Source organism: Flavobacterium humidisoli (assembly GCF_023272795.1).
Taxonomy (GTDB): domain Bacteria; phylum Bacteroidota; class Bacteroidia; order Flavobacteriales; family Flavobacteriaceae; genus Flavobacterium; species Flavobacterium humidisoli.
Genome location: NZ_CP096829.1, coordinates 63,615 through 84,147, shown reverse-complemented (window position 1 = coordinate 84,147; position 20,533 = coordinate 63,615). Strand labels below are relative to the sequence as shown.

Genomic DNA, 20,533 nt, shown 5'->3' with positions numbered 1-20,533 from the left:
AAAAATGAAAAACATTCTATCGACTTCTAACCTAAATATTGGATACAAATCCAAGAAAGGCGTTACGACTATTGCTGAAAATTTAAATTTAAACTTAGCTTCTGGAAAACTCATTACTTTAATAGGAGCAAACGGAATAGGGAAGTCGACTTTACTTCGAACGATTACTGGAATCCAAAAGCCATTGTCTGGAAATGTTTATTTGAATGAAAAAAAGATTTCAGATTATCAGCCATTAGAACTGGCACAAAATCTCAGTTTAGTTTTGACCGAAAAATTACCGCCAAGTAATTTGTCTGTCTTTGAATTGGTTGCTTTAGGGCGCCAACCTTATACCAATTGGGTTGATAAATTATCTGAAGAAGATATTATAAAAGTTCATGAAGCAATGAGTTTGACTCAAATCGAACATTTGGCTTCAAAAAAACATTTTCAAATCAGTGATGGGCAATTGCAAAAAGTCTTAATTGCACGAGCTTTGGCTCAAGATACGCCATTAATTATTCTGGACGAACCAACAACTCATCTTGATTTGCTTCATAAAGTTTCATTATTCAAATTATTAAAAAAGCTTACACAGGAAACTCAAAAATGTATTTTGTTTTCGACACATGATATTGATCTTGCGATCCAGTTAAGCGACGAAATGATTATGATGACACCAGAAAATATAGTGCAAGACCAACCTTGTAATTTAATTTCAGACGGAAGTTTCAGCAATTTGTTCAAAGACGAACATATTATTTTTGATGCTGAAAAAGGGAAGTTTATTGTGAGTTAGTTTTTTGAGGAGCTAATCCTGCTGTTCGCTATATCTTTTGTGGCGAACACCGCCACAAAAGGATGCCGCTTCCATCAGGGCTAAAAGTCCTGTTTTCATAGGAAAATTATTTTGTTCAATTAAACAAATAAACAATTAAACCTTTTTCAATCCAATTTGTCTCTTTGCTTCACCAACCACAAAAGCAACCGAATTAGCAATATTAAAACTGCGAATAAGCGGTGACATCGGAATCGTTAAATGATTTTCGAATCTTGCCATAAATTCTTTGCTCAAACCAACACTTTCTTTTCCGAAAACCAGCCAGTCTCCATCTTGAAATTCATTTTCTAAATAGGATTTATCAGAATGCGAACTCATTAAAAATACACGAGAATGATTTGGAATTTGTGCAATCCATTCTTCTACGTTCTGATATTCGGTAACATGAAGATGAACCCAATAATCCAATCCTGAACGTTTTAGGTTTTTATCATTAATCACAAATCCGAAAGGGTGAATTAAATGAAGACGGCTTTCTGTGCCAACACATAATCTGCCGATATTTCCAGTATTATTTGGTATTTCTGGTTCTACAAGAACTACGTTTAACATTTTTTTGAGTTATGGATTATAAGTTATGATTTATGAGTTTTTCTAAAATTATCTAATTATTAAATTGCCACATTCTCTAATTGTCAAATTGATCAACCTCGAGCACTTCTCCTGCTTTTAGGTTTTGCAAATATACGTTTCCTATTCGAACGCGAACGAGACGAAGCGTTGGAAAACCAACTGCGGCAGTCATTTTTCGAACCTGACGAAACTTTCCTTCATTTACAGTAATAGAAGCCCAAGAAGTCGGGCCATGGCGTTCGTCTCTAATTTTTTTGGCTCTTGGTCCAAAATCAGGAATTTCTGTGACGATAAAGGCGGTGCAAGGTTTTGTTTTATATTTTCCGCCATCTAAGCCAATTTCGACACCTTTTTGCAATTGTTCGATAGCTTCAGGAGTAATCACACCATCAACTTGGACATAATATTCTTTGTCGACTTTTTTGCTTCTGACCAATTCGCTCACCATTCCGTCGGTTGTTAATAAAAGCAAACCTTCAGAATCTTCGTCCAATCTTCCAATTGCCATTGTTCCTTCGGGGAAATCATGCAATTCGCCCAAAAGCTTTTTCTTTCTTTTTAATTCATAAATAAATTGGCTTAAATAACCGTAAGGTTTAAAAAGAATAAAGTGTCGGTGCATTTTTAATTTTTTGCAAAGATAGTTTCTTTCTTAGACTAAATCTTATAACTGTTTTTCAGATTTCATTTTTTTCAGCCATTGATATACAAACCAAATTACCGTAACTGTAAAAATGACAATTAAGAGAGGATAATAGCTTTCGAAAAAATCATGAAAATAAGTTCCGATTAAAATGTAAGCAGAAGCCATGCAGAGTTTGATCAAGATAAATTCGGAATTGGACCAGCTGGTTTTGATTTTGAAGAAATTCATAATGATTAGGTTGTTAAGTTGCTTTTAATAAAGGTAATAAATAAAAAAGCAGATGGCAATTATAAAAGAAATGCAATCTTAAGTCATAATTTTTTGGGAGCAAGAATTCGTAATATTATAATTTAAATCTAAAAATGATATTGTTATGGAAACGAATAATTTAGGAACGAAAAAAATAAACGGAACGCAAAAGGATATTGATGAATCTAAAGGAAAAAACGTTTCGCACGATAAAGAATTAAAAGATGCAAAACTGAATAAAGAATTGGTTACCGATGCCGATGGAGATAAAAAAATCGTAGATCGCGCCCGAAATGAAAATGAGGATATTAAGAAAGCAATTCATCAAACAGATCTAGATAATCCAAATGCAAATCGTGGAGTGGAAACAGAGGAGGAAGCAAAGAAAACAGTTGAGAATAAAGACCGAAATTCTGATATCACACCTAACCGATATCCAAATTCAGATCCAGAAAGCCATAAAGACCGAGGTAATATGAAATTGGATGAAGAGGAATAAGACAATACAAAATTTTAAGTAAAATCTAATCAATTTTATGTCAAATAACATAAGATTAGCGGTTTGCGTTAATGTTATTGTAAACTCTTTTCAAACCTTGAGTATCGGTGTATATCTTCGTAAATTAGAGGTACAAATTTAAATCTTAAGAATATGTCACTTTTAGAAAACAAAGTTGCATTTGTATCTGGAGGCGGTTCAGGAATTGGACGCGCAGTTGCAGAAGCATACGCTCGAGAAGGAGCAAAAGTAGTAGTATCTGATATAAATGTAGAGCACGGCGAAGAAACCGTAAAAATTATAAAGGAAAAGGGCGGTGAAGCTTTTTTCGTAAAAGGAGATTCGTCGAGTGCAACTGACAATAAACACATGGTTGAGGTGACCGTTTCAAAATACGGCCGTTTGGACATTGCATGTAATAACGCTGGAATGGGTGGACCAGCCAAACCAACAGGAGAATATGATCCCGAGGCTTGGGATAAGGTTATAGGATTAAATTTAAATGGCGTTTTTTATGCCTGTCGTTACCAATTAGAACAAATGGAGAAAAACGGAGGAGGAAGCATTGTTAATATCGCTTCAATCCATGGGCAAGTTGCTGCTCCGCTTAGTCCGGCCTACACTGCTTCTAAACATGCAGTGGTCGGATTGACAAAGAATATAGCAGTAGAATATGCGCAAAAAAATATTCGATGTAATGCTGTTGGGCCAGGTTACATTGAAACAGCACTTTTAAAAGACAATTTGAATAAAGAAATGATGCAGGCCGTTGCGGCAAAATCTGCAATGAATCGTTTAGGAACAGCAGAGGAAATTGCCGAATTGGTAACTTTTTTAAGTTCTGAAAAATCTTCTTTCACAACAGGAAGTTATATTATAGCCGATGGTGGTTATACAGCAGTCTAATTATTTTTTAGAGTAAATAACAGGACAATTGAAAAATGCAGTAAGCGAAAGTTTACTGCTTTTTTTGTTTAAAATAGGCTGTATTTGTAGGAAAGATGGGAGTTTTTGACGGTTTTTGATATATCTTTTATTTTGAATAATGTTTTGTGTTAGGTCTTTTTTATTGATTTTATTTTATTATCTTTAAGTTTGTGTTAAGTTTTATTGAATTATATTAATAAATAAGTAAACATTAAGTTTATAGTTTTGTAACATTAGCTTAATTTTAAAGAAGATAAATTTGAACTCTAAAAACTCTATTCTTTAACGTATGAAAAAACTTTACTTTTCGCGCCTTTTGGCTCTTTTATGTTTTTTTAGTTGCATTTCTGGAGACCTTTTTGCCCAGACAATGCCAGCGCCACAAGCATTGCCTGTCAATCAAAAACTTGATACATGGCAAGCCACCAATGCACAGTTTCCTGCTGGATTTCAGGGTTGGACTTTAGGAACTAATGATCCTGGAATAACTCAATACTTAACTTCTCCAACTTTTACAGATTATAATACTATACTTACTGGTAAAGGAGCGAATACTAATTCAGGAGGTTTTTATAATTATGTTGGAAAACTAGGATTTTTAAATACAAATAATGTCAATCTAACAATTGGTTTTGCCTTCTCAAGTGTAGGAACGACAAATGTACAAGTTGTGTATAATGTTATGACAATTAGAAATCCCTATGATGCCACAAACACGAGAATTAATGAGGTGATTTTGCAATATAGAGTTGGGACTACGGGGAATTTTATTTCACTTTTAGGTACTGCATACCGAAATAATACTGCAAACCAAACTGGTACAAATGTAATTCTTCCACAAAATCCCCAACTAAGAAAAATTACTTTACCTGCAGAATGTGATAATCAGCCTGTAGTGCAAATACGTTGGATTTCAAGACAAGTTTCAGGAAGTGGGGCACGTCCATCTTTTGCAATTAATGATATAAAAATCGAAAAAGATATTTATGCTCCAACAGATGTTTCTGGATATCCAAAAGCTGCCAATATTTTAGGTGAAAGTTTCGATTTTATTAATAAAATAGATGAAGTTGGAAAAACGTACTATGTTTTACTTCCAGCGGGTAGTGCAGAACCAACAGTTGCACAAATAAAAGCAGGGCAGGACGCAAATGGAGCCGCAGCTTTACAATCAGGAGTTTTTGATGTAACAAATTCTGATCTGGAATATGTAAAAAGTTTTACAGGATTGCCTTTAAGTACAGCGTATTCTGTTTTTTCTATCTCAGAAGATGTTGTTGGAAATGTTCAGGCATTGGTTAATAAATTAGATGTGACAACTTTAAGTGTTATGCCTCCTGCTATATCTCCATCTGTTGCTGTATTAAATTTAGGTGGTACCGAACCAAATTTTGATTCTTTAATCAAAAGTTACCAGATAGGGGCTTCAGATCTTACTGCAAATGTAGTCGTTACTGCGTCAGGAAGTTTTACTGTTTCAAAAGATAATGCAACATTTTCATCATCTTTAACTTTTGTTCCAACCGATTTTGATTCTAATGCAGCACCAACAGTTTATGTAAAATTCACCCCAACTTCTGTTGGAAGCTTTACAGGTACAATAATTCATGAAACAACGGGAGGCATAACTAAAACAGTTAATTTGACTGCTTTAGGAGTTAATCCTTACGTGCAAAATTTTGACGATCCAAATGTTTTTGTAAACAGCAAATGGTCACAATATAATGAGGCTGGACCTCTAAATCAATGGTCGCATACAACGCAGTCAAGAAATGTTAATTCTGGAACTGGAGCAGTACTTATGAACGGATTTTCAGATAGCGGTCCAAGTAAAGATTGGTTAATTTCTCCAAGATTACGTCTAGATAGTTTTAGCCAAATTCCATTATTATCTTTTTATTCTCGTCAATTTTATGATGGGCCAACTTTAAAATTAATGGTTTCAACCAATTATGATGGAGTTAGCGACCCAAATACCGCAATATGGACGCCGATAAACGGAAGATTTCCACAAGATACAGGAAGTTATGTGAAATCTGAATATATAAATTTATCTGCTTATAAAACAGATCACACCTATTTGGCTTGGGTTTACGAAACCGCTTCTGGTGGAAATGATAATGCTGCAGAGTGGTCTTTTGATGATTTCGCTATTATTGATGAATCAAAATATGTGGATTCTAATCCGCGTTTAGATTTTGCAGATGTAAGTCCAAATTCGGTTTCTGCTAGTCAAACTTTTGTTTTTGCAGCAGCAGGCTATGGAGATATCAGTATTGAAGCTCCTGCTTCTTACGAATTGTCATTAGATAATATTTCATTTTCATCGATCATTGTTGTTCCTTCTGCAGATGCATTAACAGGAAAAACAGTTTACGCGAGATTTGCTCCAACGACAAAAGAACCAACTATTTCTGGTGATTTAACTGTTACAGGAACATCTCTAAGCAAGAAAATAGGCTCATTTACGGGAACTTCTATATTAAAAGCAGATACTTACGATGTAGTATCTTATAATTTAGAGTTTTTTGGAACTGATGTTAGAGATAAATCAGGTAAGGAATTTGGACCAACAAATGATGCGTTACAAATAGAAAACGTAGCCAAAGTAATGAACAAATTAAATGCGGATGTTTATGTAGTTCAAGAAGTTTCGGATGAACCAGCACTAGATGCTTTAATTCAAAAAATTAGCGTTAACGGAAAAACATTTGATAAAACAATTTCAACTTCTTGGTCTTATTCATTCCAAGCTTTAGATCCCTATTTCCCGCCTCAAAAATTGGTAGTAATTTATAATACACAAACAACTACTGTAAAAAGCACAAAAGTATTGTTTAAAGATTTATACGATCAAGTTCGTTTTAACACAGTAGTTTTACCAGGCTATCCAGGAACAGAAACTCCACAAGAAAATGATGATAGTTTTTTCTCATCAGGACGTCTTCCTTATTTAGTTCAGGTTGAAGCTAATATTGGCGGAGTTAAAAAAGAAATTAACTTGATTGATCTTCACGCACGTGCAAACAGCGGAACTGATATTTCAAAATACAATCAGCGTAAGTATGATATTGATTATCTAAAAGATGCATTAGATGCTGAATATCCAGATGCAAATTTAATTCTTCTTGGGGATTTTAATGATGATGTAAAAGCGTGGGTTGGAAATGCAAATATAGCTTCTTCTTATAAGAAATTTGTAGATGATACTACTAATTATAATGCTTTAACATGGGATATTAGTCAAGCTGGAGCTTATAGCTTCTTGAGTTCGCAAGGGTTTTTAGACCATATTTTAATTTCAAACGAATTGAATGAAGATTATATAGCCAATTCAATTGCAGTTTATGATCCAAGAAATGATATTGCAAATTATACGACAACAACTTCAGATCACGGACCAGTAATTGCTCGTTTCGAATTGAAAAAAGATGTGCTTTCTACACCTGATTTTGGAAAAAATAAATATTTCGTAAAAGCATATCCAAATCCTGCAACAGATGTTTTGAATTTTGATATCAAAACAACTTTAGGAAGAGATTTAAAAATTAAACTATACGATTTTAATGGCCGCGCAATTGGAAACCCAATCAGCGTTAAAAACGAATCTGAAGTTAGCACGGCGGTAGTTGCTGTTGGCAATCTAGTTTCTGGAGTTTATTTTTATACGGTTACAGAAAATAATAAAGTAATTTTTAAAGATAAAATCATCAAGAAATAAGCAATTTTAATAGAAACAGAAGGCAGTCTTTTTAAGACTGCCTTTTTTATGCAAATATTTTTCTGATTTCGTTTAAATCGATTTTATCTTGATTGGTAAAGAGATAGAAATAATCTAACTGCCATTTCTGAGTTTTCTGTGCTTGTTTACTCGTGGTTTCATCCCAAGGCGGGTAAACTCTTGTAGCTCTAATTCCTTCTTTATTTTGGGTAGAAAAAACACCTTTTTCAAGTAGCGTTTTCTTCGGAAAAATAAATTGTCCCCAATTTTGATCTTTTCTAACATTGACAATTACAAAATCAATAGCATCTGAATCGTCGAAAGGTTCGATGATTCCAGATTGATTTCGTTTCCATAAAGTAACAAACTGTCCTGTTTTGGTTGGGGTAATTTTAGCTTCTCTGTAGCAAATGTTTTTATTATTCAGCACGAAACGATAAGCACTATATTCTTCGCTTTCAAGTTCTTTTTGCAAAGAAGTTGGCTGTAATGCAGCTTTGTCAAAAACAGTTTCTTTGCTTAATAATAAATCTGGTGAAGCGGCAGTAAAATCCATAAAATTCAATTCTCAAGTATTCTTGAAAATTACTGTAAATTTACTTTAGAAAGAAACATTCAGACCAAAATTTAATCCCCATTGGAATTGGTTGAAAGACTGGCTGTTTAACGGATTGATATAATAATTCATAGCAGGTTCAACAAAAACATTGGTTTTTTTGTACACGCGATATTGAACCGTACTGCTTAAAGTAGAGCCGTAAACATAATCGTTCGCATTCATGTTTTCTCCTATAGAATGCCCATCCAAGTTCACATTATTAGAAATTAATTTACCCACAAAACCTCCTGTATTTAAATTAATGCTGGCTTTATTTTTATTAAAAATAGAATAAGAAACCTCAAGTGGCATCTCAATATATCTTAAATTTTGATCTAATTTACCTGTTTGCACGTTTTCACTTTTTAGAGCTTCTTTTGTACTATTTGAAATCAAAAGATAATCTTGAGCTGGTGCGTTAGACGAAGCAACCGGATAACTATCAGGAGCAAAAAAAGCATTGCTTTTGGCAGTTAGATACGATACATTGGCAACACTTTGTCCTAATTCGCTAATTTTTAATCCAGAACCAACAGCCCATTTTTTGTTAATGCTGTATTTTGTTTTTACACCATAAGAATTAGACTGTTTAGAATCGTTTACGTTCCCTAATGTTTTTTCGTTCTTAGTATTTTCAGAACTTGCTACACCTGCAAAAACGGCAACGGCCCATCTTTCTTCTTTATTAATCAAATTGTTTTTTTTCTCTTTTTCTTCTTTTTGCTTTTCGGGAGCTAAGATTCCTTTTTCCAAATTCTGAAGTTCAGCAAGCTGTACAGAATCTGTTTTGCTTAAACTATTATTAAGCTTTAAATCATCTTTTATAATAACTGCTTTATCTGTGCGGATGTTTTCATTTTTTCCTGCAATTGAAGCATTCGAATTGTAAACATTCTTATTCGCCGAAGAACTTTTGTTTACAGACGAGTTTACACTATTGAAAGCAAGATTCTTATTGTTTTTAACAGTCAGCTGTTCATCAAAAATAGAATTGGAAAGCTGTTTTTTAGGTGCTGAGTTAAATTTAGTTTGTTTTCCAAATGCGATTCTTTCCTCAGTAATTCCTTTATTTGAAGCTTTCGAATTATTGTTTCCTAAAATAGATTTAGAAGAAGATTTTGCGATTGATTTGTCTTCTGATGAACTATAATTCTGAAACGCAACAGATTGATTTGGAACATTGGCAGGAGTTGGTGTGCTATATTTAGAATCTTTTTTATTGGTTCCGTTTTTAGAATTTGTTTCCGCTACAGAAGTTTCTTGAACTGGGATTCCTGATTCTGTACTGAACTGATTTTTTCTTGTCGAATTGTGATTTAAAGAATCTGCTGTTTTGCCAATATTTTTATTTTGATCTAAATTTCTGTTGTTAGAATTATCGTTTGTTTTTTTATCCAAAACAACACTATTATTGCTGTTTTCTAAACCGCCATTGTTGATTTTTATATTTTCAGGCGAAGCAGTAAAATGTAATATTGAAGGCAGAAGCAACCCTAATAATAAGCATGCAGCAGCCGACCACCAAAGAACAACTCTCTTCTTCTTTTTAGGTTTGTCTAGTTTTTCTTCAATCTGACTCCATAACTCTGGAGGCGGAACACTCGAAAAGTCTTCCATTGATGAAAAAATATCTTCTATTTTGTGCTTCTTCATGCTGTTTTAAAATTTTTTATGCTCAAAATTCGCTTTTGTAATATATGCTTGGCGCGATTTAAATTTGATTTTGATGTCCCTTCGGAGATTTTTAAGAGTTCGGCGATTTCTCTGTGTTTCATTTTTTCAAATACATACAAGTTAAAAACCGTCCGATATTGATCTGGTAAATCCCGAATGTACTCCAGCAGTTTTTCCTGTTCTATCGGAATAGCTTCTAGTTCCTCTTCTTCAACAAAATCGGTATCGGGATCAAAAACATCTAAAAAGAAACTCTCTTTTTTCTTTTTGTTTAAAGTCTCGATAAGCTTGTTTATAAAAATCCGTTTCAGCCAGCCTTCAAAACTTCCTTCAAATTTATATTGGCTTATTTTCTGAAACGCAATTACAAAGGCTTCCTGAAAAACATCTTTAGCGTCATCCTCGTTCTTCATATATTTCAAACATATACCATACAAAACAGGAGAGAACAACTGATAAATTTTCAGTTGTCCCTCCCTGTCATTTTTCATGCACAGTTTGATATATTTTTCTAACTCGTCTTTCAAGAAATGGTTCAAATTTGATTTTGCAAAAATAGTTTTAAATAGCTTACAAAACTATCTTTTAAAAATAGTTCGAGTACCGTCTTGACTGTTGCTTACAATTGTTAGGTTTTGATTGTCAAGGTTTTCTATTACGTAAGTTTTGCCTTCAAACGTAATTAGATCATGTTCCGATTGGTCAAAATATCCTTTTCCTTTTTCTATCAGATAAGTGCTGTTTCTTATCTCCACATTGTCTTTATAAGTAATAACCCTTCCATCTTGAGTAAAGATGATTTTTTTGTTAAACCCAATTGGTTTTGGCGTCGCTACATAAGGATTATTAGAGCCTCCTATAGATTTTTCCCAAATCCAAGTATTTATTATTGATCCTGCCGCTTCTTCTCTAGAAGCATTTACAGAAATCATTGATGTAAAAAGAAAACAGACAATAAAAGATAAAAAGAGTTTCTTCATGATTGAATTATTTTAAGCTTGTAATTTTTTCTTGAATCGTTTTTTTGAAAATTTTTATTTCGGCACTTTGGTCTGAGGTGTCGTTGTTGTCAATATAAACCTTAGTAACGCTTGCTCCTTGACGCAGTTCAAAATAAATTCCGCCTTGATCTCCAGCGTCTGGAGTACCGTATGTTTTAGTTTGTCCTTTTAAAGCTAAAATTTCTGCAGGAACATCTTTTAATAATAAAGTATATTCACCTCTTTTAATTGTTGGAGTATATCTGTATTGTCCAAAATCATATTGTTTTGCTCCAACATTTAAGAATTTTAAAGTGTTGTAATCGTTAATTTGATAGAATTTTTGACAGTCAGAGCTTAAACATTGGTTGTTGAAACTTCCAATAATAATATTATCTGCATTTTCTGTTGTTTTATTGAAGATCATTCCTTTTGTTGTTTTCGGAATCAAAACAAAATCAGTTGGGTATGTAGGAGCTTGAGTTACGTTTTCGCCTACCGCAGGAGTTCTTTCGTAATAGTTCACAACGATTTCGCAATTGTTTTCTACAATAGAACTAATTACAATTTCGTAACCGCTTGTAGGTTTAGCACCAGCAAAAATTCCAACTAAATATTCTTTTGTAAAATCAATATTAGGGTCACTTGCAACGGGGCAGTTGTTCGCATGTTTTGTAAAATATTCATTCATTTTTTCTTGAGATCCAATAACAATTGCTGCTGGATTATTTTGCAATGTTTTTTCACTATAATTACAAGAGAAAGGAAAACCAGTAAAATTTACAACTGCATTTGTACCGCAATCTACATAGTTATTTCCGTCATTGAGAGAACAGGCGCTGAATCCGAAGGCTACAAATAAGCCAAGCATTAATTTTTTCATAATTATTTTAATAGGTTTATATTTTAGTAGATAGAGGTTTCAAAAAAAGGTTGCGTTGAGGGGGTAATTTTTTTTAAAATAAAATGTTGGTTTAGTTTGGATTGGGAATGAATTAGTGAAATTTCTATTTTAAAAACTAAGCACTACGTATTATTGCGTACTTTTACGTAAAATAGACTTAGTTATGACCGATTATATACCGTTTTTATTAGGATTTGTTGTTGCGCTTTTTATAGGCATATACGTAGGCAGGATGCTATCTGCATCAAAATTTCAGTCAGAAAAAGCTATTTCTGAGGAAAGATTAAATGCCATAAACGGTCAATTGCAAATGCAGAAAGAGCAGTTTGAAAACGAAAAAAATAATTTGCAGAAACAATTGCAGCTGAGTATTACTGAGAAAGAAAACATTCGAACAGAAAAAGATAGTTTGGCCATTCAGCTTTCTAAAAAAGAAGTAGATTTTGAAAATTTATGGGAACGCCATAAAGAGCAAAAAAGTGAAATCAACGAACTTCAAGAAAAATTTACCAAAGAATTTGAAAACCTTGCCAACAAAATTCTAGAAGAAAAATCGGCTAAGTTTACCGAGCAAAATACCGTGAACATGAAAAATATCCTGACGCCTTTGCAGGATAAGATTCTAGTTTTTGAGCAAAAGGTAGAACAAACCCATAAAGAAAGTATTGATTATCATGCGGCACTTCGTCAACAGATTATTGGCTTAAGTGAAATGAACGCACAAATGAGCAAAGAAACCCTAAATCTTACTAAAGCATTAAAAGGCGACAGTAAAATGCAAGGAAATTGGGGCGAATTGGTTCTAGAACGTGTTCTGGAAAAATCGGGATTAGAAAAAGGAAGAGAATACGAAGTACAGCAAAGTTTTACTAACAGCGAAGGAAACCGTGTTCTGCCAGATGTGGTAATTAACCTGCCAGACGGTAAAAAAATGATTGTCGATTCTAAAGTATCGCTTGCTGCTTATGAAAAATGGGTAAACGAAGAATCGGAACTTTTAAAAATAGAATTCCTTAAAGAACATGTGATTTCCATAAAAAGACACGTTGAGCAGCTTGGAAGTAAAAATTATCATGATTTATACCAAATGGAAAGCCCAGATTTTGTACTGCTTTTTATTCCGATGGAACCGGCTTTTGCGATTGCTTTAAACGAAGATCCTTCTTTGTACACAAAAGCATTTGACAGAAATATTGTCATTGTAACGCCAAGTACGCTTTTAGCCACTTTAAGAACGATTGACAGTATGTGGACCAATCAAAAACAGCAGGAAAATGCTTTAGAAATTGCTAGACAAGCCGGAGCTCTGTATGATAAGTTTGAAGGTTTTGTATCTGATTTAGTCCGAATTGGAAATAAAATTAAAGATACCAAAACAGAATATGAAAGTGCCATGAATAAATTGGTTGACGGAAAAGGGAACTTAATTTCGAGCGTAGAAAGATTAAAAAAAATGGGAGCAAAGGCAAAAAAAGCACTTCCAGAAAATATTATTGCAAGAGCGATCAACTCTGACGAAAATGAATTATTGAATTAGAGAGGAAAGAGGCGAGAAGAAAGAAGAAGGAAGAAAGAAGAAAGAGAAGAATATAGAATACAACTAATCAAAAAATACCAAAAACAAAACATGAGTACAGATTTTAAGCCCGTTTCATCATCAAAAGTTAGTATATCAGAATTAATGTTGCCTTCGCATACTAATTTTAGTGGGAAAATTCACGGAGGATATATTTTACAGTTATTAGATCAAATTGCCTTTGCGTCAGCATCAAAATTTAGTGGAAATTATTGTGTAACCGCTTCTGTTGATACGGTAAACTTTCTTAAACCAATTGAAGTTGGAGAATTAGTTACCATGAAAGCTTCTGTAAATTATGTCGGAAGAAGTTCTATGGTCGTAGGAATTCGTGTAGAAGCAGAAAATATTCAGACAGGAGTTATTAAACATTGCAACTCGTCTTATTTTACAATGGTTGCTAAAGATAAAGAAGGAAAAAGCGTTCAGGTTCCTGGATTGATTCTATCTAATTTGCAAGAAGTACGTCGTTTTAGAAAAGCAATAAAACATATTGAAGTTCGAAAAGAAGTTGAGGAACACGAAAAATTAGCCAATATAAATTCTATCGAAGATCTAGCAAGCCTAGAAAAATATAATGTTCTTTTAGAAATTAGCTAAATTTTCTTATATTTATTTGATATACATTAAATATTAGAAAATATGATCAAGTTCGGATATACAATTTTATACGTTGAAAATATCGAAGAATCTATTGCATTTTATGAAAACGCATTTGGTTTTTCGAGAAAATTTGTCACACCAGATGGTGATTATGGCGAATTAATTACGGGAGAAACAACACTTTCATTTGCTTCAAAAAAATTAGCTTCAAAAAATTTGCCTGATGGCTTTATCGAAAGCAGTTTAGAAGACAAACCTTTTGCGATAGAAATTGGTTTTATAGTAGAGAACGTGCCTGAAGTTTTACAGAAAGCAACTTCTTTTGGAGCGGTTATGGTCTCAGAACCAGTAGAAAAACCATGGGGACAAGTTGTGGCTTATGTTAGAGATTTAAATGGATTTTTAATTGAGATTTGTACAGAAGTACAAGGTTAAAGATAAAAGCCTTTTTTGAAAATGAATTACATACAGAACAAACCTTATTTTGTGTTTTTAGGATTAATAATAGTTCTTCTACTATATGGCTTTTATAAAGGTGATCAAATAGTAGATATTAATATCTATGATACTTATTATATAATTTCATGGAAGTTTTTAATGATTCTTATTTCTGTAATTTATGGATTGTTGGCTTTAACTTATTTCTCAATTTTGAAATTAAATTTCAGCCTAATAAATTGGATGACGATTTTTCATGTTTTGATAAGTACGGTTGGTTTAATAGCACTTTTTATTTTGCCTAAACTAATGCGAGATGATCTTCCAATGGATTTCTCAGCTATAATGGAAAATGCAAAATTCAATGAAGGAATAGGGTATGGAATTGCAATTTCCATTTTTGTATTATTAGGAATTCAATTTTTGTTTTTTATTAATGTGATTTTTACTTTAATAAAAGGAAGATCATAAACATTTTGCATTTTACGATTCCTATTTTATAGCAAAAAAACATTCACAAATATTTAGCATAAGTTCCAAAACTTTGCATGTAAAAATTCCGTAACTTTAAGTATAATTATTGGGTTACGGATTTTTTTCACTGAGTATTGCCGTTCGATTTTTCAGATTAATCAGAATCTGATTTTTATTCTCTCTTAGTCCAGATAAATTGAATGACATAATTGTTTAAATGCAGACGATTATGAAAACAACTACTTTATTATTTTTATTTTTTACGGCCTTTTCAGTCATTGCCCAAGACAAATTTTTTACTAATACAGGGACAATAAACTTTGAGGCGTCTGTTCCTTTGTTTGAAGAAGTGAGAGCTGTAAATAGACAAGTTGCTATACTTTTAGAACCTAAAACAAGTACTTTTATTTGTACTGTTATCATCAAAGATTTTCGTTTCAAATTGGATTTAATGCAAGAGCATTTCAATGAGAATTATATGCAAAGCAATCGTTATCCTAAAGCGGTGTTTAAAGGCAAGATTGAAAAATTTGATTTGAAAGATATTAATGAAGTTGAAAAAGAATATCAGATAAAAGGGAAACTTAATCTACGCGGAAAATCGAAGGAGATTATTGTAAATGCTTTGATTAAAAGAGTTCCAGAGGGAATTCAGATAATTTCAGATTTTCCAATCGCAGTATCCGATTTTAATATTAATATTCCAACTCCTATAGCATCGAAAATTGCAAAAACAGCCAATACAGAACTTACCGGTATTATTCGTAGCGATGAGACAATGCTGACTTTGAAATAAGAGTTACTTTATACAATTAATAAGCGTCTTTTCTAAATCTGTAAATTGAAAATCGAAACCTGTTTGCTGGATTTTTTCTGAAGAAACGCGCTGTCCTGTTAAGATGGCCTCACTCATTTGTCCCAGTAGAATTTTTAATACAAATGCCGGAACTTTAGGAATCCATATACTATAATCGTAGAGTTTAGCCATAGTTTTAGAAAATCGGGAGTTTGTGGTATTGTCGGTTACACATGCATTGTAGGCACCTTCGAGTTTGGTGTCTTCAATGCTTTTTAAATAAATCTGGCACAAATCTTCAATATGAATCCAAGGAAGATATTGCTTGCCAGAACCCAAAACAGCACCAAAGCCAGATTTAAATGTGGGAATCATTTTTTTTAAGAAACCTTCGTTTTTACCAAACACAATTCCAGTTCTAATTTTGACTGTTCGAATATTTAAAGAACCAATTTTATCGGCGGCATTTTCCCATTTCTGACAAGTAATGCCAAGGAAATCATCGGCTGGAGGGGTGTTTTCAGTACAGATTTTATGACTAGTAAGGGCGCCATAAATTCCGATGCCTGAAGCAGAAATAAATGCTTCCAGTTTTTTATTGTTCATCTCCAAAATAGAATAGATCATTTCAACAGGTCTTACGCGACTTTCTATAATGGCTTTTTTACGTCTTTTAGTCCACCTTTTTTCTACAATTCCTTCACCAGCAAGATGAATAATATAATCGGCATTTAGAACCGCATTTTTATCAATGTAGTTTTTTTTAATGTCCCATTTATAATAGGTCACTCTTGGAGTGTTTTCTCTATTAGAACGACTCAAAATGGATACAGAAAAACCTGCTTCGATCAGAACATCTGTCAAATATTTACCGACGAAACCAGTTCCGCCTGTTAATAGAACATTTTGAGCCATAATAGTTTATAATATATTTAACAGTGTATAGTGTTTAAGGATTAGTAAAGGTACTTAAACAATGTTTACCTTTATGGCAAATTCTAAATTTTAATAAAATGGCGACTAAAAAAAAGGTAATTACCAAAGATGATATCGTTTCAAAATATATGGAAGAGGTTTTAGAAAAAGGCCAAAAACCAAAATCGGTTTATCATTTTGCCAAAGAAAATGATTTTACTGAAGCTGAGTTTTATGCTTTCTTCGGAACATTGGAAGGTTTAGAAAAAGAAATATTTCGACTGTTTTTTGAAAACACGATTACTCTTCTTCACAAGAATGAAGAATATCAGGGATACGATATGAAGAATAAAATGCTGAGTTTTTATTTTACTTTCTTCGAAATCCTGACAGCCAACAGAAGTTATGTTTTGCAATCACTTAAAATAGATAGAAACCCACTCAAAAATTTAGTTCAGTTAACAACACTTCGAAATAGTTTCAAAGAGTATGTTGCTGCAATTTTGACAGATGATTACAGATTAGAGCAAGAAAGATTCCAAAAATTTCAAGAAAAAGCTATTCAAGAATCTTCTTGGTTGCAATTAATGATGACCATTAAATTTTGGATGGAAGATGAATCTCCTGCTTTTGAGAAAACGGATATTTTTATTGAAAAGTCTGTTAACGCTTCATTTGAGTTAATGAATGTTGCGCCAATGAATCATCTGATTGATTTTGGAAAATTTTTGTTTAAAGAAAAAGTACACAGCAGATAATGAAAACAATTGATTATATCCCAACTTCTAAAATTGAACGAGCGGGAAAATTGGTTCAGACTGGTGCTAAAATTGGTGTAAACTATGTAAAGCATTATGCTGAAAAAATGGTAAACCCAGATTTAACCCGTGATAAGCTAAATGAGAATAACGCAGAAGATATTTATGATGGACTAAAAAGCTTAAAAGGAAGCGCCTTAAAGGTGGCTCAGATGCTGAGTATGGATAAGAACTTTCTGCCTCAAGCTTATGTAGAGAAATTTTCTTTATCACAGTTTTCTGTTCCGCCACTTTCAGCTCCTTTGGTTTTAAAAACTTTCAAAAGCAATTTTGGAAAAACACCTTACGAAATTTTCGATGAGTTCAATCCGAATTCTGTAAACGCGGCAAGTATTGGTCAGGTACATTTGGCAAAGAAAAACGATAAAAAACTGGCGGTTAAAATTCAATATCCTGGAGTTGCCAATAGCATTTCTTCAGATTTAGCTTTGGTAAAACCCATTGCGATTAGAATGTTTAATCTTCAAGGAAAAGATTCTGATAAATATTTTAAAGAAGTTGAAGATAAGCTGATTGAAGAAACAAACTATTTGTTAGAATTAAAACAAAGTAAGGAAGTTGTTGATGCTTGCAGTAAAATTGAAAATATCACTTTTCCGAACTACTATCCAGAATTTTCATCAGAGAAAATTATTACTATGGATTGGATGACGGGAATTCATCTTTCTGAATTTACAGCCATAAATAAGGATCAAGAAGCAGGAGATAAGTTAGGACAAGCGCTTTGGGATTTTTACATGTATCAAATTCATGTTTTACGGAAAGTGCATGCAGATCCGCATCCGGGAAATTTTTTGGTTGATGATCAGAATCAGTTAATTGCTTTGGATTTTGGCTGTATGAAACAAATTCCAAACGATTTTTACACTCCGTATTTTGAATTGATCAATAAAAATGTAATTACAGATGAAAAGCTTTTCAATGAGAAATTATTCGAATTAGAAATTCTGCGCAAAGATGACACGCCTGCAGAAGTGGAATATTTCACCGAAATGTTTCATGATTTATTGTCTCTTTTTACAAAACCTTTTCAAAACGAAACTTTCGATTTTGCCGATGAAAAATTCTTTAACACCATTGCTGAATTAGGAAAACGTTTCTCAGAAGATACAAACCTGAAAAAAATGAACGGAAATCGTGGTTCTAAGCACTTTATTTACATGAACCGTACTTTCTTTGGTTTATATAATTTAATGTTCGATTTGAAAGCTAAAATTGTTGTTGACAATTATTTGAAATATTAAAGTTTTTGTTTCAAGTTTCAAGTTGGATGAACTTTAGGTATAGAACTTTGTCAAATTTTAAAACTTTGACAAAGTTTTTTTTGTTTAGTTTGTCATCAAAAGAGAAGTTGAAGAATAGTATATCTATATAGGATGTAATTTCCCGTTTCTCGGGATAACAAGATTGTGTATAACTTGAAACCTGAAACTTGTAACCTGAAATTTGAAACAAAAAAAAACTTATTTCAAAATTCCCGCCTTGTAAGTTGCAATCGCACGATCTCTCGCAAAAGCATGATCAACCATAGGTTCTGCGTAACCAAAAGCAAACTCGGGAATCCATTTTATAATATATTCTCCTTTTTCGTCAAATTTCTTTTGTTGGATTTCGGGATTAAAAACTCTGAAATAAGGAGCAGCGTCACAGCCTGTTCCTGCTGCCCATTGCCAGTTTCCTACGTTTGAGGCCAATTCAAAATCTAAAAGTTTTTCTGCGAAATACGCTTCGCCCCACTGCCAATTGATCAATAAATGTTTGCAAAGAAAACTAGCTACAACCATACGCACGCGATTGTGCATATAACCTGTTTCGTTCAATTGTCGCATTCCAGCATCGACCATAGGATATCCTGTTGTTCCAGAACACCAACGTTTAAAATCCTCTTCGTTATTTCGCCACTGAATTCCGTCATAATTGGACTTGAAATTATGATTAACGCAATTAGGAAAACTAAATAGAATCTGAATAAAGAATTCTCTCCAAATTAGCTCGCTCAAAAAAGTTTGATTTTTTCGGTTAGCCCAATTTACTAATTTTCGGATGCTTACTGTTCCAAAGCGTAAATGCGGCGAAAGATAAGAAGTACTGTCCAGAGCTGGAAAATCTCTGGTTTCTTTATAATGGGCAATTTTTGTTAAGTTGTGCGGAAGAACTTGTATAGAGCTTCTTTCAAAACCTATTTCAGCTAAATCTGGAAATTTGAATTTGTTTTTCGAAAAGTTGGATTGATATGGAGTAGAATCATATTCGGGAGCCGATCCAGAAAGATTATATTTCTCCAGCCATTTGTTTTTGTAAGGTGTGTAAACGGTATAAGGAAGTCCGTCTGCTTTGGTTATTTCTTTTTCTTCAAAGATTACATGATCTTTAAAAGACAATGATTGAATATTGTTTTCTTTTAATAAAGATGAAATTAAACTGTCGCGTTTAATGGCGAATGGTTCATAATCTTTATTATAGAAAACATTTTGAATATCAAATTCTTCAACAAGCGATTTCCAAACGGCATTTGTTTTTCCTTTTTTGATTAAAATGGAAGAATCAAATTTGTTTAATTCTAAGTTTATTTTTTCTAATGAATAATAAATAAAAGTTACTCTCGCATCGTTTTTTGGAAGATGTTCTAAAATATCATCATCGAAAATAAAAAGAGGCACGACAGGAAAATCTGATTGTAAAGCATGAAATAATCCTGTATTGTCTTCTAAACGCAAATCACGTCTAAACCAGAATAAAGTAACTTGTTGTTTTGTCATTGTCGTTGATTTTCCGCCACGAATTCACGAATTAATGGCTTGTGCTTTTTATTTTTTAGAATTAAATAATTCGTTGATTTTATTGAATCTGTAATCGAAAATACTTTTGAGTTTGTTTTTTACGACTAAACTATTCATAATTCGGCCTAGAATTCCGTATGGAAGAGCGTAATGGACAATGTCGGTCATTTTGGTTCCTCCGTCTGGTGTTGGTTCGAAGAAATGTTTGTGATGCCAAAGTTTATAAGGTCCAAATTGCTGAATGTCTACAAAATACTCGTTTTCTTGGCAAGCCGTAATTTCGGTAACCCAAGAAGTTTTAATTCCGAAAAGAGGTCTTAAGGTGTATGAAATTATTTGTCCTTGATACATGCGCTTGCCGTCGTAATCCTGAATTTGAAAATTCATATTATCGAGAGTAATGGTCTGTAGGTTTTTCGGACTTGAGAAAAAATCCCAACAATCTTCTACACTTGCATTTATATGCTGTACGGTTACTATTTTGTATAATTTCATAATCACAATTCTTTCTTGAAATACCTGAGCGTTAAAGGGGTGAA

Annotated in this window: 22 protein-coding genes; 11 read left to right on the top strand and 11 right to left on the bottom strand. The window is 33.0% G+C overall.

The features are described 5' to 3' along the window. The first annotated feature begins 4 nt into the window (after positions 1-4). Positions 5-781, top strand: coding sequence for an ABC transporter ATP-binding protein (locus M0M44_RS00435; RefSeq protein WP_248728031.1), 777 nt, complete (start codon positions 5-7; stop codon positions 779-781). 135 nt (positions 782-916) lie between these two features. On the opposite strand, the gene M0M44_RS00430 is transcribed toward M0M44_RS00435, so the two are convergent. From M0M44_RS00430 to M0M44_RS00420, 3 genes are all read right to left on the bottom strand, one after another. Beyond that, on the bottom strand, positions 917-1,375 hold the full coding sequence (locus M0M44_RS00430) for a tRNA (cytidine(34)-2'-O)-methyltransferase (protein WP_248728030.1): 459 nt from the start codon (positions 1,373-1,375) through the stop codon (positions 917-919). A gap of 76 nt (positions 1,376-1,451) precedes the next feature. Then, positions 1,452-2,018 (bottom strand): pseudouridine synthase, encoded by a 567-nt coding sequence (locus tag M0M44_RS00425; RefSeq protein ID WP_248728029.1) that lies wholly within the window; start codon positions 2,016-2,018, stop codon positions 1,452-1,454. A gap of 42 nt (positions 2,019-2,060) precedes the next feature. Next, the gene (locus tag M0M44_RS00420; protein WP_248728028.1) at positions 2,061-2,270 is read right to left on the bottom strand and encodes a hypothetical protein; all 210 of its coding nucleotides are present in this window, start codon (positions 2,268-2,270) and stop codon (positions 2,061-2,063) included. Between the two features lie 145 nt (positions 2,271-2,415). Here M0M44_RS00420 and M0M44_RS00415 point away from each other — a divergent pair, with 145 nt between their 5' ends. The 3 genes from M0M44_RS00415 to M0M44_RS00405 all read left to right on the top strand — a co-directional run bounded on the left by M0M44_RS00415 (position 2,416) and on the right by M0M44_RS00405 (position 7,438). Beyond that, positions 2,416-2,790, top strand: coding sequence for a hypothetical protein (locus tag M0M44_RS00415; protein WP_248728027.1), 375 nt, complete (start codon positions 2,416-2,418; stop codon positions 2,788-2,790). A gap of 153 nt (positions 2,791-2,943) precedes the next feature. Further along, positions 2,944-3,696 (top strand): SDR family NAD(P)-dependent oxidoreductase, encoded by a 753-nt coding sequence (locus tag M0M44_RS00410; RefSeq protein ID WP_248728026.1) that lies wholly within the window; start codon positions 2,944-2,946, stop codon positions 3,694-3,696. Positions 3,697-4,006: 310 nt separating this feature from the next. Further along, positions 4,007-7,438 (top strand): T9SS type A sorting domain-containing protein, encoded by a 3,432-nt coding sequence (locus M0M44_RS00405; RefSeq protein WP_248728025.1) that lies wholly within the window; start codon positions 4,007-4,009, stop codon positions 7,436-7,438. Positions 7,439-7,484: 46 nt separating this feature from the next. On the opposite strand, the gene M0M44_RS00400 is transcribed toward M0M44_RS00405, so the two are convergent. The 5 genes from M0M44_RS00400 to M0M44_RS00380 all read right to left on the bottom strand — a co-directional run bounded on the left by M0M44_RS00400 (position 7,485) and on the right by M0M44_RS00380 (position 11,573). Continuing rightward, positions 7,485-7,994, bottom strand: coding sequence for a MepB family protein (locus M0M44_RS00400; RefSeq protein WP_248728024.1), 510 nt, complete (start codon positions 7,992-7,994; stop codon positions 7,485-7,487). A gap of 45 nt (positions 7,995-8,039) precedes the next feature. Next, positions 8,040-9,689: a hypothetical protein gene (locus M0M44_RS00395; RefSeq protein WP_248728023.1), complete on the bottom strand. Its 1,650-nt coding sequence runs from the start codon at positions 9,687-9,689 to the stop codon at positions 8,040-8,042. Further along, positions 9,686-10,201, bottom strand: coding sequence for an RNA polymerase sigma factor (locus M0M44_RS00390; RefSeq protein WP_235831011.1), 516 nt, complete (start codon positions 10,199-10,201; stop codon positions 9,686-9,688). Before M0M44_RS00390 ends, M0M44_RS00395 begins: the two co-directional genes overlap by 4 nt. An 87-nt stretch (positions 10,202-10,288) precedes the next feature. Further along, positions 10,289-10,690 carry a hypothetical protein gene (locus tag M0M44_RS00385; RefSeq protein ID WP_248728021.1) on the bottom strand — a complete coding sequence of 134 codons (402 nt, stop codon included), beginning with the start codon at positions 10,688-10,690 and terminating at the stop codon, positions 10,289-10,291. A 7-nt stretch (positions 10,691-10,697) separates the two neighbouring features. Further along, the gene (locus M0M44_RS00380; RefSeq protein WP_248728020.1) at positions 10,698-11,573 is read right to left on the bottom strand and encodes a protease complex subunit PrcB family protein; all 876 of its coding nucleotides are present in this window, start codon (positions 11,571-11,573) and stop codon (positions 10,698-10,700) included. Positions 11,574-11,757: 184 nt separating this feature from the next. On the opposite strand from M0M44_RS00380, the gene M0M44_RS00375 reads away from it, so the two are divergent. From M0M44_RS00375 to M0M44_RS00355, 5 genes are all read left to right on the top strand, one after another. Further along, positions 11,758-13,131 carry a DNA recombination protein RmuC gene (locus M0M44_RS00375; RefSeq protein WP_248728019.1) on the top strand — a complete coding sequence of 458 codons (1,374 nt, stop codon included), beginning with the start codon at positions 11,758-11,760 and terminating at the stop codon, positions 13,129-13,131. 90 nt (positions 13,132-13,221) lie between these two features. Further along, positions 13,222-13,770: an acyl-CoA thioesterase gene (locus M0M44_RS00370; protein WP_095929541.1), complete on the top strand. Its 549-nt coding sequence runs from the start codon at positions 13,222-13,224 to the stop codon at positions 13,768-13,770. 42 nt (positions 13,771-13,812) lie between these two features. Next, positions 13,813-14,208 carry a VOC family protein gene (locus M0M44_RS00365; RefSeq protein WP_248728018.1) on the top strand — a complete coding sequence of 132 codons (396 nt, stop codon included), beginning with the start codon at positions 13,813-13,815 and terminating at the stop codon, positions 14,206-14,208. Between the two features lie 21 nt (positions 14,209-14,229). Continuing rightward, complete coding sequence (locus M0M44_RS00360) at positions 14,230-14,682, top strand: hypothetical protein (RefSeq protein ID WP_248728017.1); 453 nt, start codon at positions 14,230-14,232, stop codon at positions 14,680-14,682. 232 nt (positions 14,683-14,914) lie between these two features. Next, positions 14,915-15,481: a YceI family protein gene (locus tag M0M44_RS00355; RefSeq protein WP_248728016.1), complete on the top strand. Its 567-nt coding sequence runs from the start codon at positions 14,915-14,917 to the stop codon at positions 15,479-15,481. A gap of 3 nt (positions 15,482-15,484) precedes the next feature. Here the strand turns inward: M0M44_RS00355 and M0M44_RS00350 are convergent, their stop codons facing one another. After that, positions 15,485-16,396 (bottom strand): TIGR01777 family oxidoreductase, encoded by a 912-nt coding sequence (locus M0M44_RS00350; protein ID WP_248728015.1) that lies wholly within the window; start codon positions 16,394-16,396, stop codon positions 15,485-15,487. Positions 16,397-16,494: 98 nt separating this feature from the next. On the opposite strand from M0M44_RS00350, the gene M0M44_RS00345 reads away from it, so the two are divergent. Together M0M44_RS00345 and M0M44_RS00340 are read left to right on the top strand one after the other, a co-directional pair. Continuing rightward, the gene (locus M0M44_RS00345) at positions 16,495-17,154 is read left to right on the top strand and encodes a TetR family transcriptional regulator C-terminal domain-containing protein (protein WP_248728014.1); all 660 of its coding nucleotides are present in this window, start codon (positions 16,495-16,497) and stop codon (positions 17,152-17,154) included. Next, positions 17,154-18,458, top strand: a complete 1,305-nt coding sequence (locus M0M44_RS00340; RefSeq protein ID WP_248728013.1) for an ABC1 kinase family protein — start codon at positions 17,154-17,156, stop codon at positions 18,456-18,458. The genes M0M44_RS00345 and M0M44_RS00340 overlap by 1 nt, the downstream gene beginning before the upstream one ends. A 219-nt stretch (positions 18,459-18,677) precedes the next feature. Here the strand turns inward: M0M44_RS00340 and M0M44_RS00335 are convergent, their stop codons facing one another. Then, positions 18,678-19,973 carry a cryptochrome/photolyase family protein gene (locus tag M0M44_RS00335; RefSeq protein WP_248728012.1) on the bottom strand — a complete coding sequence of 432 codons (1,296 nt, stop codon included), beginning with the start codon at positions 19,971-19,973 and terminating at the stop codon, positions 18,678-18,680. A 48-nt stretch (positions 19,974-20,021) separates the two neighbouring features. Next, positions 20,022-20,489, bottom strand: coding sequence for an SRPBCC family protein (locus M0M44_RS00330; protein ID WP_248728011.1), 468 nt, complete (start codon positions 20,487-20,489; stop codon positions 20,022-20,024). Positions 20,490-20,533 lie beyond the last annotated feature (44 nt).